At 56.6% G+C, this 18,471-nt stretch carries 18 protein-coding genes and 1 pseudogene; 7 read left to right on the top strand and 12 right to left on the bottom strand.

All coding sequences use genetic code 11. The features are described from left to right. Nucleotides 1-9: 9 nt before the first annotated feature. The 11 genes from BFV64_RS19160 to BFV64_RS19210 form a co-directional block, all read right to left on the bottom strand. Complete coding sequence (locus tag BFV64_RS19160) at nucleotides 10-804, bottom strand: SDR family oxidoreductase (RefSeq protein ID WP_045134098.1); 795 nt, start codon at nucleotides 802-804, stop codon at nucleotides 10-12. Beyond that, nucleotides 788-1,558 (bottom strand): alpha/beta fold hydrolase, encoded by a 771-nt coding sequence (locus BFV64_RS19165; RefSeq protein ID WP_023337743.1) that lies wholly within the window; start codon nucleotides 1,556-1,558, stop codon nucleotides 788-790. Before BFV64_RS19165 ends, BFV64_RS19160 begins: the two co-directional genes overlap by 17 nt. A gap of 9 nt (nucleotides 1,559-1,567) precedes the next feature. Continuing rightward, a complete protein-coding gene (locus tag BFV64_RS19170) occupies nucleotides 1,568-2,098 on the bottom strand; it encodes a cupin domain-containing protein (protein ID WP_014885166.1) in 531 nt (176 codons plus the stop codon). Between the two features lie 10 nt (nucleotides 2,099-2,108). Then, the gene (locus tag BFV64_RS19175) at nucleotides 2,109-3,365 is read right to left on the bottom strand and encodes an MFS transporter (RefSeq protein ID WP_023338769.1); all 1,257 of its coding nucleotides are present in this window, start codon (nucleotides 3,363-3,365) and stop codon (nucleotides 2,109-2,111) included. Between the two features lie 25 nt (nucleotides 3,366-3,390). Continuing rightward, nucleotides 3,391-4,578 carry an NAD(P)/FAD-dependent oxidoreductase gene (locus tag BFV64_RS19180; protein WP_045281990.1) on the bottom strand — a complete coding sequence of 396 codons (1,188 nt, stop codon included), beginning with the start codon at nucleotides 4,576-4,578 and terminating at the stop codon, nucleotides 3,391-3,393. Continuing rightward, nucleotides 4,575-5,501 (bottom strand): VOC family protein, encoded by a 927-nt coding sequence (locus BFV64_RS19185; protein WP_014885169.1) that lies wholly within the window; start codon nucleotides 5,499-5,501, stop codon nucleotides 4,575-4,577. The genes BFV64_RS19180 and BFV64_RS19185 overlap by 4 nt, the downstream gene beginning before the upstream one ends. A 78-nt stretch (nucleotides 5,502-5,579) precedes the next feature. Continuing rightward, nucleotides 5,580-6,368 (bottom strand): IclR family transcriptional regulator, encoded by a 789-nt coding sequence (locus BFV64_RS19190; RefSeq protein ID WP_014885170.1) that lies wholly within the window; start codon nucleotides 6,366-6,368, stop codon nucleotides 5,580-5,582. 12 nt (nucleotides 6,369-6,380) lie between these two features. After that, entirely contained in the window at nucleotides 6,381-7,130 is a 750-nt protein-coding gene (locus BFV64_RS19195) for an SDR family oxidoreductase (RefSeq protein WP_045281989.1), read from the bottom strand. Continuing rightward, nucleotides 7,130-8,152, bottom strand: coding sequence for a Rieske 2Fe-2S domain-containing protein (locus tag BFV64_RS19200; RefSeq protein WP_014885172.1), 1,023 nt, complete (start codon nucleotides 8,150-8,152; stop codon nucleotides 7,130-7,132). Before BFV64_RS19200 ends, BFV64_RS19195 begins: the two co-directional genes overlap by 1 nt. 10 nt (nucleotides 8,153-8,162) lie before the next feature. Beyond that, the gene (locus BFV64_RS19205) at nucleotides 8,163-8,471 is read right to left on the bottom strand and encodes a recombinase-like helix-turn-helix domain-containing protein (RefSeq protein WP_014885173.1); all 309 of its coding nucleotides are present in this window, start codon (nucleotides 8,469-8,471) and stop codon (nucleotides 8,163-8,165) included. Continuing rightward, a complete protein-coding gene (locus BFV64_RS19210; RefSeq protein WP_014885174.1) occupies nucleotides 8,468-8,791 on the bottom strand; it encodes a Rieske (2Fe-2S) protein in 324 nt (107 codons plus the stop codon). The genes BFV64_RS19205 and BFV64_RS19210 overlap by 4 nt, the downstream gene beginning before the upstream one ends. Before the next feature lie 415 nt (nucleotides 8,792-9,206). Between BFV64_RS19210 and BFV64_RS19215 the strand changes: the two genes are divergently transcribed. Next, the gene (locus BFV64_RS19215) at nucleotides 9,207-10,418 is read left to right on the top strand and encodes an MFS transporter (RefSeq protein WP_023337748.1); all 1,212 of its coding nucleotides are present in this window, start codon (nucleotides 9,207-9,209) and stop codon (nucleotides 10,416-10,418) included. A 3-nt stretch (nucleotides 10,419-10,421) separates the two neighbouring features. Here BFV64_RS19215 and speB read toward each other — a convergent pair whose 3' ends face one another. Beyond that, nucleotides 10,422-11,342, bottom strand: coding sequence for an agmatinase (gene speB, locus BFV64_RS19220; protein ID WP_002434404.1), 921 nt, complete (start codon nucleotides 11,340-11,342; stop codon nucleotides 10,422-10,424). Between the two features lie 412 nt (nucleotides 11,343-11,754). Here speB and BFV64_RS19225 point away from each other — a divergent pair, with 412 nt between their 5' ends. The 6 genes and pseudogenes from BFV64_RS19225 to BFV64_RS19245 all read left to right on the top strand — a co-directional run bounded on the left by BFV64_RS19225 (nucleotide 11,755) and on the right by BFV64_RS19245 (nucleotide 18,459). Then, complete coding sequence (locus BFV64_RS19225; protein WP_228371844.1) at nucleotides 11,755-12,321, top strand: fimbrial protein; 567 nt, start codon at nucleotides 11,755-11,757, stop codon at nucleotides 12,319-12,321. Between the two features lie 54 nt (nucleotides 12,322-12,375). Further along, complete coding sequence (locus tag BFV64_RS19230) at nucleotides 12,376-13,113, top strand: fimbrial biogenesis chaperone (RefSeq protein ID WP_014885177.1); 738 nt, start codon at nucleotides 12,376-12,378, stop codon at nucleotides 13,111-13,113. 137 nt (nucleotides 13,114-13,250) lie between these two features. Continuing rightward, nucleotides 13,251-15,395: pseudogene (locus tag BFV64_RS19235) on the top strand (fimbria/pilus outer membrane usher protein); the annotation flags it as partial. Nucleotides 15,396-15,449: 54 nt separating this feature from the next. Then, nucleotides 15,450-15,716 (top strand): FimD/PapC C-terminal domain-containing protein, encoded by a 267-nt coding sequence (locus BFV64_RS25970; protein WP_235611149.1) that lies wholly within the window; start codon nucleotides 15,450-15,452, stop codon nucleotides 15,714-15,716. Beyond that, nucleotides 15,713-16,708: a fimbrial protein gene (locus BFV64_RS19240; RefSeq protein ID WP_014885179.1), complete on the top strand. Its 996-nt coding sequence runs from the start codon at nucleotides 15,713-15,715 to the stop codon at nucleotides 16,706-16,708. The genes BFV64_RS25970 and BFV64_RS19240 overlap by 4 nt, the downstream gene beginning before the upstream one ends. A gap of 17 nt (nucleotides 16,709-16,725) precedes the next feature. Then, complete coding sequence (locus BFV64_RS19245) at nucleotides 16,726-18,459, top strand: ShlB/FhaC/HecB family hemolysin secretion/activation protein (protein WP_069602354.1); 1,734 nt, start codon at nucleotides 16,726-16,728, stop codon at nucleotides 18,457-18,459. The last annotated feature ends 12 nt before the right edge of the window (nucleotides 18,460-18,471 follow it).

The raw sequence follows: 18,471 nt of genomic DNA on the forward strand, positions 1-18,471 counted from the left end.
AATGTGTCCTTACAGGTGGCGGCAGAAGCCGCCGGAAACGTCCAGCGAGGCGCCGGTGGTGAATGACGCCAGCGGCGAGGCGAGGAACAGCAGCGCCTGCGCGGGCTCCTGCGGTTTGCCGAGACGCGCCATCGGGATGCCACGTTTACGCGCGATATCCGCCGTCCACTCCGGCCAGCTCTGACTTTTGTCCGTCCGGCTCTCAAAGCGGCGCTGCCACTGCCCGGACTCCACCATGCCGAGCAAAATGGAATTCACGCGGATACCTTTACCCACCAGCTCTTTTGAGAGCGTCAGCGTCATATTCAGCAGCGCAGCACGGGCGGCAGAAGTGGCGATCATGTGCTCCTCCGGCTGCAGCGCCAGCAGGGAGTTCACGCAGGTAATGGAGGCGATATCGGACCGCTCCAGCAGAGGCTGAAACGCCTGCACCGGGTTGATCACCCCGAACAATTTCAGTTCGGCTTCGTGCAGCCACGCTTCGCGCGGGGTATCGCTGAAATGCGCCACGTAGCCCTGCCCGGCGTTGTTGATCAGCATGTCCGCCGCGCCAAAGCGGGCCTGAACGGCATCCGCAAAGCCCTGGACTTCGGCAGCGTTTAGCACGTCGCAGCGGTAGGAGAAAATCTCGCCGTCGGGGTATTCGTTTTGCAGCGTCGCGTGGGCGCTGGCGAGCCGGTCCGGGTCTCGGCCGCAGAAAGCCACTTTTGTCCCCTCGCCCAGCAGCAGGCGCAGCGTTTCAAAGCCAATGCCAGAAGAACCGCCGGTGACTACCGCTACGCGCCCGTCAATTTGTGCATTCATCGCGCACCTCTTCGTTAATGCGTAAAAGCTGTTGGTTAAAAAACGCCGCGTTATCGAGATAGCTGGCGTGCCCGGCCTGGGGAATGGCGGTAAACGGCATGCCGTAGCGCAGTGCCAGCCCCTGCACCAGCTCGGGCTGCGTGATCGCATCCTGCTCGCCGCACCAGACCTCAAACGTGCCGGAGTAACGTTTAAGCCAGCCGTGAATATCGTCGTGTGCCAGCATCCACGCGGCGGCAAGGTAGCCTTCAGGACGCAGCTTGCGCATGCCCGACGCGACGGTGGCGATATCTTCCCCGCGGGCGCCGGGGCGCAACAGCTTCGCCGCGCGGGTCTGGGCAAGGATTTCACCGCCCAGCGCCATCTGCTGCTCGCGGCTGCGCCAGACCTGCTCGCGTTGCTCCGGTGCGGCCTGACCGTAGCCCTGCGCGGCATCTGCCAGCACCAGATGCCGCACCCGGTCGGGAAACTTCGCCGCAAAGGCGCTGGCGACCAGCGCCCCGAGAGAATGGCCGACCAGTACCGCCTGCCAGACGCCCGCGCGGTCAAGCATTGCCGCCAGTGCATCGGCGTAATCTCCCGCACTCGCCCGTTCTACGGTCAGCATCGGGCTTTCGCCATAACCGGGCATGTCCCACGCCAGCACGCGAAAACCCTTCAGTGCCATCTGCTTATGCCAGGAGGCAGCACCCGAGCTGATCCCATGCAGCAGCATCAGCGGAATGCCGCTTCCCTGTTCACGAAAACCCGTCATCATGCCCCCTTAGTTCCGCTTCACTTTTGAAAGCGGATGATCGGCGGGATAGGTCGGGATTTCCGGCTTATTGGTCCCCAGCATGACGCACATCAGCGCCTCTTCTTCCCCGTGGTTAAACAGGCCGCGATAGATACCCGGCGGGACGGAGATCAGGTCACGCTCGCGCAGCACGGTTTCGGTGTAGTGTTCGCCGTCCTGGATCATCAGCGTGATTTGCCCTTTAAGCATGAAGAACACCTCTTCCACGTCGTCATGCAGGTGCAGCGGCCCTTCACACTTCGACGGCAGCACCATGGTGGAGAAGGTGAAATGGTCCGCCTGCACGGTGTTGGTGTCGTTCGCCACGCCCGTTGCGCCGGTGCCGATGTAGCGCATCTGCGCCCGGCGATATTTCGGGTCATAGTCGGCCTGGAACTTCAGCGCGTTCCAGTCGTACTTACGGCCTTCAAAGCGCGCGATGCGCGACTCGACCCACTCTTCCATCGTCAGGTGCTCAGGTTTGATGCCTGATTTATGGGTTACGGTTGAATCAGTCATGACACTCTCCTCAGTAACGTCTCAGCAGCGGCAGTAACAGGACGCAGCCCACCGCCGCCATCACCGCCAGAAAAATCAGCCCGGAATCCATGCTGTGGGTGAAGGCGATAAGCGCCCCCATCACCGCTGGCGACAGTGCGCCCGCGAAGTTTCCCAGCCCGTTGAAAATGCCGCCCGCCGTCGCGCTCACCCGTGGATGAGTGGCCTTCGCCAGCAGGGCAAAAATGTTGGGTGCGCCAGTGCCCCACATAAAGGTGCTGAAGCTCATCGCGGCGATGATGGTCAGCGGGGTGTCGAGGTGCATGACCGCCGCCAGCCCGACAGCCGCGCCCGCCATGGAAATAAAGCAGGCTGCCGCACGCTTATCGACCCGGTCAGAGAGCCACGCGCCAATCACTTCGCCCGCCAGCATGGCGATGAACGGCATCGACGACAGCCAGCCCGCATGCTCCAAGTGAATGCCTTTGCCTTTGATCAGGTAGCCCGGCAGCCAGCCATTGATGCCCCACAGGTAGGTCAGGAAGGCGATGTTAAAGATGCAGATGATCCAGAAGTGCGGGCTGACGAACAGCTCGCGCCGCGCGGCACGCCGCTCATCCTGAGACGCCTGCGTGGTGCCAGGTTTCGCCTCCAGGCGGATACCACGCAGACCGACGCGCACGAAAATCAATACCGGCACGGTAAGCATCGCCATCACGAAGAAGGTGCTCTGCCAGCCGAAGGTGTTCAGCAGCCAGAGGGAGAGCGGAAAACCAATCGCCGCGCCCACCGGCGTGCCAAGCAGCCACAGCATGGTGGCACGCGCCTGCAGATGCTGCGGGAAGTTGTGACGCACAATGGCGAAGGCCAGCGGGAACAGCGGCCCCTCCGCCACCCCCAGCAGAATGCGCAGCACGATCATCAGCGTATAGTTGTGGGTAAAGCCCATCGCCACCATCAGCACGCACCAGATCGCCATCATCCCGGTCAGCAGGCGCAGCGGCGCGATTTTATCCCCCAGCCCGCTGAGAAAGACTGACGAAAAACCGTAGCTCAGCAGAAAGGCGCTCATCAGAATGCCGAGGCGCGTGGTGTCGAAATCGATCCCCATCGCCTGCTGGAAATGGCTGTCAGAAAACAGCGCCGCAATACTGATTTTGTCGAAAAACGCCAGCAGCACGCAGGCCAGCAGCGACAGCGGGATAGCCCAGCGCACTGCTTTTTCAGGCGTGCGGGTTCCCTCACCGCCTGCCTCAACGGGCGCGGTGTTGGTCTCTAATGTGGTCATCTCTCCCCCTACGGGTGCGGGTTAGCTATCGCAATGACATCAGTGAAAAAGTCGGGTCGGCGAGCGGTACGTCCGATAAATCCCGCCCTGCCGCCATCCAGCGTTTCGCCAGCTTGACGGTGCGCGCATCGTTAAACGCCACCAGCTGCGTCAGTCGTCCGTTTTCATCCAGCGAGAAAAAGAGCGAATCTTCACGCGCTATCGTGTTGCTGCCCGGATGCGGAATGCCGAGGATCTGAATATTGTGCTGGTATTGATCCGACCACAGCCACGGCGCGTCGTCGTAGCCTGGCGCATCGGGGTTGAGCATCGCTTTCGCCGTCGCCACCGCCTGATTCTGGGCAAATGCCCACGACTGAATGCACAAGCCGTAGTGGTGATGCTGAGCCACATCGCCAGCCGCAAAGATGAACGGATCCGAGGTACGCCCATGAGCGTCCACCACGATCCCGCGCCCGGTATGAAGCCCCGCATCGTGCGCCAGTTCCAGATTGAGATCGACGCCGATCCCGACCACCACCGCATTAAAGGTTTCGCGCTGGCCATCACAGTGAATAACCGGCAGGCCATTGTCGTCCTCCAGCTCCAGCGCGCCGCAGCCGGTACGGATGTCGACGCCCTGTTCGCGATGGATGGCCGCTAAGCGTTGCGATACTTCTCCGCTCACCGACCGCATGCACAGCGCGGGCTGCTGCTCGAACAGCGTGACCGCCACGCCGTTTTTGCGCGCGGAGGCGGCAATCTCAAGGCCGATCCAGCCGCCGCCCACAATCGCCAGGGTTTTACTCTGCGCCAGACGCCCCTTCAGACGCTGCGCGTCCTGCCAGTGGCGCAGGGTATAGACCTGCGGATGCGCCGCCCACGCCTCGCCCGGCAGACGCGCCCGCCCTCCGGTGGCAATCAAAAGAATGTTGTAACTAAGATGCGTACCGTTGCTTAAACACACCGTTTTTGTCTGACGGTCGATCTGCTCCGCACGCAGTGGGCGGTACCAGGTCAGATCCAGCGCCTGCTGTGCCTCTTCGGAAAACAGCCGCGGGAGCGCCGCGTCAGGCTCCAGCAGAGACGCCTTCGACAGCGGCGGACGTTCGTAGAAATCCCACGCTTCTTCCGCCACCACGCAAATCTCGCCCTCGAAGCCCTCGTCGCGGAGGGTTTTTGCCGCCCAGCCGCCCGCCTGACCGCCGCCGATAATGACAATGCGCGACGTCATACCGCCTCCGGCTTTTTCTGCTGACGGCGCGTGTCGTGGTCGATGCCGCCTTCCACCGCCCATTCGGTGAAGGAGACCAGCGAATGCTCCAGCTCGCGCGGCTGCCAGTTTTCGGTCAGGTAATCGTCGTTGGTGTAATACTCAAACGCGCCGCCGGTCGGGCTGTTGACGTACCAGAAATAGGCCGACGACACCGGATGACGGCCCGGCCCAATAAACGTGCTCCAGGCGTTTTTATTCATCGCGATACCGCCGCCGATCACCTCGTGGATGTCGCGCACCGTAAACGCAACGTGGTTTAGCCCGCGCTTGCGGTTCGGTAATTGCAGCAGGAACAGGTTGTGATGGCCGCCGCGCACGCCGCAGCGCAGGAATACGGCGCGATTGATGTAGCGGTCAGAGACCTGGAAGCCGAGCACTTCGCGATAGAATGTCTCCACCGCGGCCAGCTCCTCAACGAAAAACACCACGTGCCCGACGTTAATCGGCTGGGCGCGATCGTAGACCGGGCTGGGGGTGTCGATTCGGCGAGCGTCTCCCCACTGGTTAATCGGCTCAACGTTCAGCTCCACGTCGGTCTGCTGGCTGACCTGCACGCGCAGCGTCATGCCGTTCGGATCGCGGCACTCCAGGGCGTCGCCCACTTCACGAAAGCCAGGCTGCCCGGCAAGCTTCGGGCGCAGCGCATCGAGGTCTGCCGGGGTGGCCACCGCCCAGGTCATACGGCGCAGGGTGTTGCCCGCTTCAAAGGCTGGCGGCAGGTCGGGGCTGTCGATCGGATTAAGCTCCACGCGCGCGCCGCTCAGGGTGGTAAAACGCTGGCCGCTGGCATCGCCCGTCAGGCCAAAATCACGCATAAATTTGGCGCAGTGCGTCAGGTCTTCCACGCCAAATTCCAGCTTTTCAATTCCGGTTACACTCATCGTTCGTTGCCTCATCTGGCCCAAATTGGGCGTAAAACATGCCCGACGCACTGAAGCGCCTGACGTTAACTCACTGATTTAACTGGCCTGTGACAGGTACCCTAAGAAGCCAGAAATTTTATCTGCCGCGAGGCGAACCTCGTTCTGGAGCCGCTCGCGGTCGGTCTGCGGGATCTCCTCCGACGGCACCAGAATGCTGACCACCGCCGCCACGCGCTGGCTTCGGTCATACACCGGATAGACGATGGAAGAGATGCCGTGGCGGAAGAAAGACTCGCCAATCACATATCCGCGGGCTTTGTCCTGCTGCACCATCTGCCACAGGGCTTCGCGGTCGTGAAGCTGCCCCGGCGTGTTGCCCGGCAGCCGCTCGTGCGGGAACAGCTGTTCAAAATCGGCGCGGGAAATATCGGTCAATAACATGCGGCCAAGCGAGGTACAGTGCACCGGCAGACGGGTGCCAATGCTGACCTGATTGATACGCGACCCGGCGGCGCTGACGCGGGCAATGTAAATAATGTCGCGTCCGTCGCGGATCGCCAGATGGCTGCTGCACTGGCTGACATCGCGAAGCTGCTCGATCACCGGCTGGCCTACCTGCGCCACGTCCAGCGAGGCGATGTACTCAAAGCCCAGGCGCAGCACGTTCATGCCCAGCGAGAAGGTATTGGTGCGCGCATTGCGCTCCAGAAAACCCATATACTCCAGCGTCTGCACCACGCGGTAGGCAGTGGCCTTCGGCATATCCACCAGCCGGTGTAGCTCGGCAAAGGTCAGCTCGCGATGCTGCTCGCCGAAGGCCAACAGCAGCTGCAAACCGCGTTCAAGCCCCGGCACCAGATACTTCACTTCCTGATCGTTTGCCATAATCGCCATACCTTAGTTAAAGACAAAACCGCCGTTGACCGGGATCAGCTGCCCGGTGATAAACCGCGACAGATCGCTTAAGAGCCAGACCACGCTGCCGGTGACATCCTCCGGCTGCTGCGCGCCCGTTAACGCGCGGCCATTTTCGTAGAGCTGATGGCGTTCGGCGGGCACATATTCGGTGGCCTCGACGCGGGTCAGCCCCGGCGCGATAGCGTTGATTCGAATGCGTTTTTCCCCCAGCTCGCGCGCCATTGAGCGGGTCATCGCAATCACCGCCCCCTTACTGGCCACGTAGGCCATCAGGCGCGGCGCGCCCCACAGCGCGGTATCGGACGCCACGTTCACAATCCCTGCCCCTTCGCGCAGCAGCGGCACGGCGGCACGCGTCACCAGCCAGGTGCCCTTGACGTTCACGCTCATCACCCGATCCCAGAGATCCGGATCGTAATCCAGCATGTTTTTACCGCCCACGCCGGTCGCCATTGCCGCGTTGTTCACCAGACCGTCAATCTGCCCCAGTTTGCCAATGGCGCTGAATACCTGCTCGATGGACTGCGGATCGGCCAGATCGATAACGTGCGATTCGGTTACATACCCTTGCTCGCTCAGACGGTGGGCGCTTTCGGCCAGCTCGCCTTTGAGGATGTCGCACATCACCACGCAGGCACCTTGCGCAGCGCAGGCGCTGGCAAAGTGGTAACCCAGCCCGCGCGCGGCGCCGGTCACGACGATGCGCTTCCCGCTCAGCAGTCTGTTCATCAGGCGGCTCCCTGCTGCGCTTCGCGCATCGCCAGCTGTTCTTTCGCGGCCTTTTGCATCATGCGGCGCAGGCGCGAGAGCCCGACGTCGTGCTGGTAGAGGTATTCATGGTCACGGGCATTTGGCGCCAGGCTTTCCAGCACCACGCGGTCCTGCTCCAGCACTTCCCAGTGCAGTTTTTCCAGACGATTGCGGTACATAAAGCGCCACATATCGCGCTGCCAGCCCTGCACGCGGCGGATGCGCCAGAAGAAGACGCGGCAGTTGTCGTTATCTTCCGGCACCACCATGCCGACGATAAAGAAGTGGCCGCCCGGTCCGAAACGCTTCTTATACGGAATGGAGAGACGCATCCAGCAGGTGCCGCTGTTGCCCAATTCCACCCAGTCGAAATTGACGCCGCTCTGCCCCTTTTTCTCGAAGATGAAGCCGGTTTTGGTCGGCTGAAGCACCATGTCGGCCTTGCGATCCCCTTCTGCCATCGAATGTGACGACGAATGCAGATAGGTGCCGTGCATCGGGTCCATGACGTTTTCCAGCGCGTACTGGTAATTGCATTTCCACGCGGCGGTGCAGAGGAAGTTGCTGAAACTGTCCGTGTCGGCGAGCTCATCCGGGAAAGTCAGCTCGTCCGGCTGCTGGTCAGCAGTGACGCCGAACCACAGGAAAATGGCGCCGTGCGCCTCCTGCACGTTATAGCTGCGCACGCACTGCTGGCCGACCAGCGGGCATTTGTCCACGGCGGGCACATCTTTCACTTCGCCATTGCCCGCCACTTCCACGCCGTGGTACCAGCAGGCAATACGGTCCCCAAGGTTCCAGCCCATCGACAGGCGTGCGCCGCGGTGCGGACAGCGGTCTTCCAGCGCCTGCACCTGGCCGTCTTTATTGCGCCAGACCACAATCTGCTCGCCCAGGCGGGTAATCCCCACCGGCGCGGACTGCACTTCCCAGCTCGCCAGTACCGGATACCAGAGGCCGCGCAGACCTTTATCCAGATAGTTTTGTACGGTAGTCGTCATCGCGTTGTCCTCAGTAGCCGTTAACCTGTAAGAATGCCTGGAAGCTGGCGTCGCTCCAGGGCTCGCCCTGCTGGTCGTGCATGCGCACCGCGTTCAGCCCGTTCACCAGCTCCGGCAAGGTTTCAACGCCCTGCTCGAAGAGATCTTCCAGCGTCGCGATCAGGTTCATCTCCCAGTTTTCCGGCTCACGGCTGCGGGTTTGCCAGATCAGGTTCTGGTAATCGCCTGGCTTATGAATGGCACCGTTACCGCCTTCTGCAGGCGGAGTAAACTGGCGGCTTTCCGGCAGCGCCGGGTTGTAGTTCAGGGTGTCGCTCATGCCACGCTCTCCTCGACGAAGGTAATCTGGATTTGGTTTTCAAAGACCCGAACCGGGTAGCGGTTAAGGTTGCGACCACCGGGGCCATGCAGGCACTGGCCGGTTTTGACGTCGAACACCGCCTCGTGTAGCGGGCATTCCACCTTGCCATCTTCGACGAAGCCCTGGCTCAGCAGGGCATATGCGTGCGGGCATACGTCTTCCAGCGCGTAATATTCACCGTCAATCAAATAAACGCCGATCTCTTTACCGTCGACGTTGCCGCTAAAAGGGAAATCTTCCTGTACTTGTTCTGCGTCACATACGCCTATCCAGCTCATCACGATCCTCCAGGCTTTTGTTTCATATATGAAACTCTGTTTCTTATTTAATACGGTCAATATAAAAGCGATGAATGTTTCGTCAAGCGCGAATGTGACGAATTTGTTAACCAGGAGGTAATTAATTAACTAAGTGTGCAAAGGATCACGAAAAAATGCAGCGATATGAAATTTTCATTATTGCCGCGTGAAAGAATACGATTTTTCGATAGTCTAAAATTTCAAAAAACAGATATTGACTTCTTTTCTTTTTGCTCATTAAAAATAAAAAGGTGGCACGTCATCGTGTTTCACCTGTGAAACTTATTTTTACTTTATTCTTAATAAACAATGAGTTTCACAGGTGAACCATTTTACACCCGTGACAATCACTCTGATAAAAAATATTCACACGCGCAGACATAAGGCAGGCATCATGACGGCAAGATGGCAAGGTACAATTGCACTCTTATTACTCATAATTATTTCCTACATCGACCGTGTGAATATCTCGGTAATGATTTTACACCCGGAATTTGCCACACATTTTCAGTTAAATGAAAACAGAATGTTACAAGGAATGCTCATGACCTGCTTTCTGCTGGGTTATGGTTTTTCGGCTTTATTATTAACGCCAGTTATTGAAAGCAAACTTCATTATCGGCAGGGATTATTAAGCAGCATTGCGATTTGGGCCGCGGTCTGTGCGATTTCGCCCTTGCTCGGCTCGCTGATGGGGATGCTCATTGCGCGCGTGATTCTGGGGATTGCGGAGGGGCCGCTCTTTTCATTAAAAACGCGCTTTATCAGCGAGCGCTTTGACGCAGAAGAGATCGGCAAACCCAACGCGGTGACCGCGCTGGGCGTCTCGCTCGGGCTGGCGGTGGGCTTTCCACTGATCACCTGGCTGATGGCGCATCTGGGCTGGGCGGGATCGTTCTACGCGTTGGCCGTCATGAATCTTGTGCTGGGTGGCGGGTTAATCTGGCGCTTTCTGCCTGCGCCCCAGAGCCGGGGGAAGATGAAAAAGCCGGGATGGGTGCAGACCTTCACCCTTGCCTGGCAAACGCCGCTGCTGGGCTGGATCCTGTTGGTTGAAATCGCCACGCTGAGCTATCTCTGGGGGAGCAGCGCCTGGCTGCCCGCATGGCTGCGCGATGAACATCACTTCTCACTGCATGCTACGGGCCTGCTTGCAGCCATTCCCTTCCTGCTGAGCCTGGGATCGAAATTTTTGGGCGGCGTGCTGCTCGACAAAATGCGCCCGGAACAGGCACCGCTGCTGTTTGTGGTGGGAGGCGCGTTAACGGCGCTGTCCGTGGTCGCGCTGATGCTCAGCCATCAGCCTGTCTGGCTGGGGATGTTTATGTTGTCCGCCAATGCGTTCTGGGGACTTCAGGGAGCTGCGATCCCTGCGGTGATCCAACATCATGCCGCGCGGGAAGCGGTGGGTAGCGCGTATGGGATCATTAATGGCATAGGGAATATCTGTGCGGCGTTTATTCCGCTGCTGATGGGGGTGGTGATGAAATCGGTCGGGTCGGTCAGCTCTGGCTTTTCGGTCCTGGTCGTGTCGCAGGCGATCACCCTTCTGGCCGGAGGAATGTTGCTGCTGCGCATGCGTCGCGCAGCAGCAATCAGCGCCTAAGGCTTATTCGCCTTTTTTCGCCGCCTGAATGTAGAGCATTTCCAGTGCCAGGGTCGCTGCCGCCAGGGCCGTGATTTCGGACTGGTCATAGGCTGGCGCCACTTCCACCACGTCCATCCCGACGATGTTCAGATCCTTCAGGCCGCGCACCAGCTTGATGGCGCGGTCGGACGTCAGGCCACCGATCACCGGCGTACCGGTGCCTGGCGCAAAGGCAGGATCCAGGCAGTCGATGTCGAAGGTCAGGTAGACTGGCATATCGCCGACAATCTGCTTCACCTGCGCGATGATGTCGTCCACGCCGCGATCGTTCACCTGGCAGGCATCCAGCACGGTGAAGCCGTTGTCTTTGTCGAACTCAGTACGAATACCGATCTGCACGGAGTGGTTCGGATCGATCAGGCCTTCGTTCGGTGCAGTGTAGAACATAGTTCCGTGGTCAAACTCGCAGCCGTTCGCGTAGGTGTCGGTATGCGCATCAAAATGGACCAGCGCCATTTTGCCAAAGTGTTTCGCGTGGGCGCGCAGCAGTGGCAGAGTCACAAAGTGGTCGCCACCGAAGGAGAGCATACGCTTACCGGCAGCCAACAGTTTCTCGGCGTGGGCCTGCAGCTTTTCGCTCATCTCACGCGCGTCGCCGAAGGCATACACGAGGTCACCGCAGTCAACCACGTTCAGGCGCTCGCGCATGTCGAAGTTCCACGGGAAGCGGTTATGCTCCCAGGCCAGGTTGGTGGAAACCTGACGGATCGCCGCCGGGCCATGACGTCCACCGGCACGACCCGAGGTTGCCATATCGAACGGCACACCGGTGATCACCCAGTCAGCATCGCTGTCGTAGGGCTGGAAGTTCATCGGAAGGCGTAAAAAACCAAACGCGTTAGATACCAGAGAGTTGTCGTACTGATGACCTAAAGTGCTCATGTCCTGACCTCTTAAAAGTCGTTGCATTAGATACAGATGAAAAAAAATCCCCTCCGCGTCGTTAAACCCGACGAGGAAGGGATTGATGTCCTTACTGCTTTTGCCTAATGCTAGCCTCTGGAACGTGAAGATTCAAGCTCACTTTTCAAAACATAAATCAATTGTGTTGCCAGACTTTTACGGCTCCTAATTATTCACCATACCGATAAAATTCATTTTTAGAATTGATATTATCTTAACCCCCCCATTTCTTCGCATTATTTGCGTTTAAAAGTTTGAAGCAAAACTTAATTCATAAATTTAATAAATATACCATTTTAAAACTAGGAATATATTTAGGCTGGGACGATAGCGGTGGAGGAGATGACCTCTATACAATAGCCCCCCCCAATGAAATGATATGGATATTTTTATGAATAAGTTATCTAAGCTGGCAATCCTGGCCGTTCTTTCAACCATCGGTACCGCCGCGGCAGCAGAAGATGGCACGATTACTTTTGAAGGTACTATTAGCGACGCAACCTGTACTATTACCGGCGGTGACGCACAGGGCGAATCTGAAAGCCCAGACTTTACCGTTCATTTACCTTCTATTAGTACAACCGCGCTTGCAACGGATGGACAGCGTGCGGGCGATACCCCATTCCACATTACGTTAAGCGGCGCAAACTGCACCAATGGCAAAGTTGCCAGCGTATTCTTCGAACTGGCGCAAAGCACCAATATCGATGCCACCACCGGTAACCTGAAAAATACCGTGGCTAAAGCGTCAGGCGGAGCGGAGAAAGTTCAGGTTGGTTTACTGGATTCTTCAAAAGCAAAACTGAACCTGAATACTGCAAACGATAGCGCTAAAACTGTTACGGTTGCCGGTAATACGGCTCGCTTTGATTACTGGGCACAATATGTGGCGACGGGTGGTGCATCTACTGCCGGTCAAGTCTCAACCGACGTTGTGTACTCCATTAAATATCAGTAATCGCGCGCACCGCGGGTTTATCCGCTAAAAGTATCACCTAAAGGATTAGGCCAGATGTTAAAAAAACTTGTTATATCTTCTGTATTCATGATGACGCTGGCCTTTTCCTTTGCGGCCAGTGCAACGATTCAAATTATGACGACCCGCGTGGCATTCAACGCCGGGGAGAAAGAACAAACGATTCGTATTAATAACGTCAGCAAAGCGCCTGAACTGGTTCAGGTGTGGCTTTCCAGCACCGATAAGAGTGACGGCATCGCCAAAGAAGATTTGCCTTTCTTTATCACCCCACCGGCGGCCAGAATTAACGGCCAAAAGGGGAAAGTTTTCCGCATATTCCAGACGGAAGGCGCCGCCGCGAAATATCCAAAAGATCGTGAAACGGTTCTGTGGCTCAATGTCCTGGATATTCCGCCTGAAATGGCGGAAGACGTAGATAAAAATCAGCTAAAGATGGCGTTCAGAACGCTGATTAAATTTTTCTATCGCCCGGTTGGTCTGAAAGGTAATCCGATGAAAGCGGCGGATGAATTAACCTGGCAATTGAAAAAAGCAGCCAACGGTTATGACGTCGTTGGAACAAATAATTCGCCTTTCCATGTAAGCATGACAAATGTCTGGCTCAGAGATGCTCAGGGTAAAGATGTCATGATTGATGGCGAGATGATCGCGCCATATAGCACGCTGGTATATCACTTCCCGCAGGTTAACGCCGTGCAGGGGAAAGGGACATTCCAATACAATTATATTACCGATCTGGGTGCCTATATTAAGCGCACGTATAACTTCTGATTAGTAATCATATTGACCAGGACGGTGATATGTCGATGTTTTACAAGAAAACTAACATTCTGCGGGTGATTAGTGGCTTTGTCATTTCGGTGACCATTGCGCCACTCGCAGTATATGCCAGTGATACCAGTAAGCCGATGACATTTTCTCGTGGGTTTATGAAGTATTACGATAGCGGAATCGATCTGACACAATTTGACGGCGTTGAAAAAATACTGCCGGGGAAATATACGCTTGAGGTTTACAGCAACCTCAAGCCGGTTAATACCTGGACCGTTACCTTTGTGGCTGCAAATAATGAGCAGGGATTCAACGCCTGCATGACGCCCGAAATGGTCGTCCGCTTTGACGTCGACACATCAAAACTTCCCCCCGACTGGTAGCAGAATACCTGCATTATTCTCCCTGAGCTGATTAAAGGCGCGACGGTTAATTATAATGCGGTAGAAGAACAGCTGGATGTCACGATTCCTCAGGCAATGCTGCTGAATACGCCTGCGGGTTACGTAAGCCCGGAGTTATGGGATAACGGCGTACCGGCGCTGATGTCCTCCTATACCCTTAGCGCCACCAGTTCACGTTATCGCCCCGCTCAGGACAACGCGACCTATCTCTACAGCAATTTGCACAACACCCTCGCACTGGGGGCATGGCGTTTTACGACCTACGACAGCCTGAGCTCCGGCAGCGACACGGAAAATACCGGCGTACAGCATATCCAGGCCTATGCAGAGCGGGCCATTGCGCCGCTGCAATCGCAGATAGTGCTGGGCGATCTGAACACCACCGGTGATTTTTTTGACACTACCGCCCTGCGTGGCGTTCGTCTCGCCACGGACGATCGCATGCTTCCCGACTCGGTACGCAACTATGCCCCGGTGGTGCGCGGCATCGCCAACAGCAACGCCACGGTGACCATCAAGCAGGCTGGCAACACCCTGTATGAAAAAGTGGTGCCGCCTGGGGAGTTCGCCATCAGCGATCTCTATGCGACCGGCTATAACGGCGATCTTGAGGTCACCGTAAAAGAGACAAACGGCAAAGAGTCCTACTTCGTGGTCCCCTACTCCAGCGTGCCGCAGCTGCTGCGCGAAGGTTACTCCCGCTACTCTGTGGCTGCGGGTGAAATCCGCGATACCTGGCTGAAAGAGGATCCGAAAGCGGTTGAGGGCACGTTTCAGTACGGCTTATTCAATAACTTTACCGGCTACGTTGGCGGACAGAGCGCGTTCGAAGGTGATTATGCGGCGCTGATGACCGGTTTTGCGATTAACACCCGTCTGGGCGCATTAGGCGTAGACGTGACGCGCTCTTTCACCCGCTTCGAGGGGCAGCCGGACACCGCAGGCTGCGGCACGTTCTGCAATATGAGCCTGCGCATTAGCCTGGCGAAGACCCTCCCGACAACCGGGACGAACTTCAGCCTGATTGGCTATCGCTACTCCAGCGCGAATTTCTACTCCCTGAGCGACGCGGTCAGCCTGAAGCGCTCGATTGAAGCCGATGAAGAAGACTTTCTCCCGGAACGCTATCGCGAGCGACTGGAAGCCAACATCAACCAGACGCTTCCCGCCGGTTGGGGAAGCTTCTACGTCAGCGGGTTTGTGGGCAACGTCTGGAATAACGAGCAGGGCCGGAATGAAAAGTCGAACTTCGTGCTGGGCTACAACAACCAGTTTGGCATCACGACCTGGGGGATCTCCCTTGGCCGCACCAATAACGACGATGGCGACCACGAAGATACGCTCTACCTGAACGTGAGCATGCCGCTTGGCCACCACTACGAGAAGCAGGCTCGCCTGGGGGCCAACTTTAGCTATAACAGCGAAGAAGCCAACTTCCGTACCTCGCTGAACGGCTCCGCCGGGGAACGCTCACAGTTTGGCTTTGGCGGCTATTTCAGCCAGTCCAACACACCGGAAACTAACTTCGGCATGAACCTCTCCTACACGGGCGAGAGCGCCTCGGGCGGGATGACCTACAGCCAGTCCCGGGACTCCTTTATGGGAGGGGTCAACCTGAACGGCGGCGTGGTGGTGCATGAAGGCGGCATCAACTTTGTGCCGACCCTCGCAGACACCATTGGCATCGTGGAAGCAAAAGGCGCAGAAGGCTCCCGCATCTACCCGGATTCCCAGGCCGTCATCAAAGACAACGGCTACGGCATTGTCGGGTATCTGGTGCCTTACAAGTACAACGAGGTGTACGCCGACCCGAAAGGCACCGCGTATACCGTCGAGGTCGACGACACCCGCCGAACCATCGTGCCAACCTCCGGCGCGGCAGTGCTGATCAAAATGGACACCCAGGCCAATCGCCAGAGCTTTGTGCGCTTTATGCAGCCTTCCGGCGAAGTGATCCCATTTGGTGCGTCGGTACTGGACGAATCGCACAACGCGATCGGCATGGTCGGTCAAAACGGCGTGGCGATGGTGGCGCTTAAGGAAGGCCAAAACGTCTTTACCCTCCAGTGGAAGAAAAATAAAAAGCCCGCGCAGTGCGGTGCGCGTTATGTGAAGCAAGGCACTGAGGACCGACCAACCAAGGAAGAAGCGTTTAAGGCTATTGAAATTACCTGCATCAATAACGGGGCAACACCATGAAACGGATTTTTACGGCTGCGCTGATTCTTTTATCCACGGCGTTTATCTCTTTAACGTGCAACAACGCCTATGCGGCGTTGTGCACCCTCACGTCCCCGTTGGCGACGCTGAATATCATGGACGACATCACGCTTAACGTCATAAAGCAGCGTGAAGTCGGCAAGGTTTTATGGAGCAAAACCTATCAGGTGCCGGACGTCAGCTACACCTGCGACGCGTCCACCCAATCTTCATGGCATTCAAGCTATTCGCGAAGCTATATCCGGTCGCAGATTGATCATGTCTATAACACCGAAATCCCGGGGATAGGCATTCGCATGCGATGGCCCACGCAGACCGAATCTTCATGGCTGCCGGGTAACTCGGGTTCGCCGACCACGTGCTCCACCGGTTGTGGAGTGAAAAACAGTACGGTTCTGGTGGAAATGGTCCAGACCGGCTCGATGCCTGAAGGGGAATACTTTATTCCAGCGGGTAAGGTGGCGGAGGCACTGGTGATCCCGTCCGCCGATGAAAGCGAAAAACTGCCGATTATGGCCATCAACTTTGGTGTTGCCATTAAGGTGGTTACCGCCTCGTGCTCCATTTACCCCTCGGCAACAAACGTCGATTTAGGCACCTATAACATCGCCGATTTTCAAAACGACGATACTTTTCAGGGTGTTAAAAAAGACTTCAGCATCACCGTGGGCTGCCCTTCTACGGAACAAATTGGCATCACTTTCAACTCCTTAATTAACACCCCTTTAGGCGCGTTGACCGGTGTGATCGGCGTTGAAAGCGGCGATGGCTATGCAAGCAATTTCAGTATTCGCCTTTTTGAGAAGAACTCAACCGCGATCACGCTGGGTAAGGAGAAGGTCTATACCGCCTCCACGCTCACCAAAAACTATCAGGCACAAATCTATGTTGGCGGCGGGGTCGATCGTAAGACGGCCCTCACCCCCGGCAAAGTTGTCGGCGCCGTTCAATACACCGTTGTCATTAAATAACGCTCAGGGAGAGAGTGATGCGTTGTCATTTTAAAATCAAAAACGTCCTGTTTTTACTGCCTTTATTACAGGTGGCCCATGCCGCCATACTGCCCTCAGTTCAGAACAAGCAGGAACTTGACCGCCTGGAGCGGCAGAGTAACCAGTATCTGATTGAAGAGGCGAAAAGAACGGAAGCGTTGCTGCAACAGCAGCGCGCAATTCGCGGCGAAGACGCGGAGACCGGCCTGCCGGCAAATTCATCGTGGAAGTTCAACGTAACCCGGATCGAGATCCTCGACGATCATCTGTTCGACGGATCGCCGCAGCGCGAGGAGATCGTCCAGCGCTATCTGGGTAAGGATCTTGGTAAATCTGACATTTTCACCTTAGTGAAAGAGTTAACGGATTTTTATATTTCCCGTGGCTATGCCACCACTCTTATCAGTATCGACCCCGGCAACATCAAGAGCGGTACGCTTAAGCTTCGCGTGCTGTGGGGAAAGATTAACGATTTTAAGGTGAACGGCCAGACACCGGGCCTGCGTGATAGCACGCGTCTTTTTACCGCCTACCCGTTTGCCAAAGACAAGATCCTCAATATGCAGGATGTCGACCAGATGGTTGAGAACCTGATGCGGGTCTCGGAGAGGGATAATATTAGCGTTGAACCCTCAATCATTAATGGCTATTCCGATCTTAACCTGATTCATCAGCCCTCATTTCCGATTGACGCGGCGGCGGGGTTAAATAACTCCGGGAGCAAATCAGAAGGCTGGCAGCAATATTACGGCAGCCTGACGGCAAAAAATATTGCCGGATTAAACGACATTTTTAATGCGTATTACTCGTGGAACGATCTGAAAAATAATAATGATAAACAGGACTCCTGGTCATTTAGCTACAGCGTGCCGCTGGGCTATTGGGGGTTTGATACCAGCTATTACAAATCCGAATACGAAAAAGGCATCGACGGCGGCTTCGGCATTTACGATTCCGATGGCACGTCAGAGCGTGCATCCCTGCGTATCAGCCGCATGCTGATGCGTGGCGCAACGGGCAAAACCAGCGCCTGGATGAAAGTCGAACGCCGGGATAACTACAACGGCATCGAAAACGCGCGCATTGACGTTAGCTCAAAAACCTACACCTCGCTGGCGTCGGGCCTGACCTACGTTGGCGCCATGGGCGGTGGCTGGTTCTATGGCGATCTGAGCGTCACCGCGGCGGTGCCGTGGTTTGGTTCAGCCCGCGACGGCGATAAAGACCTTGAGGGTTTCGACGTCGATTATCTGAAATACAACGGCATTGCCTCCTGGACGCGCCCGCTCGCTAAGTTTGGCCGACTCGGCATGACCTACGAGCTGAACAGCGGTTTTCAGTACACGCCGGATGTGCTGGTGAGTGATGCCAAAGTGACTATCGGCGATGAATACACCGTTCGTGGTTTCAAAGACGATAACGTGATGAGCGACAGCGGCGCGTGGATTGCCAATAGCCTGCAGTTTCCTTTCGATATTGGACTGGCCGGTATTTACCAGCTGACTCCCTATATTGGCTACGACGCTGGCTTCACAAAAGATAATTGCCCGAAAGGCGTCAATGTCTGCGACAGCCAATTCATGATGGGCGCATCAGTGGGCGTTAAAGCCACTGGCAGCCATTTCTCTTCCTACGTTATGGCAGGGTGGCCCGTTAAAAAACCAGACTCAATGGAAGAAGAAACCGTCGATAACACGGTGGTTTATTACAAAACGGAAATTAACTTCTAACAAAGGGAAGAA

Source organism: Enterobacter kobei, from assembly GCF_001729765.1.
Lineage (GTDB): Bacteria > Pseudomonadota > Gammaproteobacteria > Enterobacterales > Enterobacteriaceae > Enterobacter > Enterobacter kobei.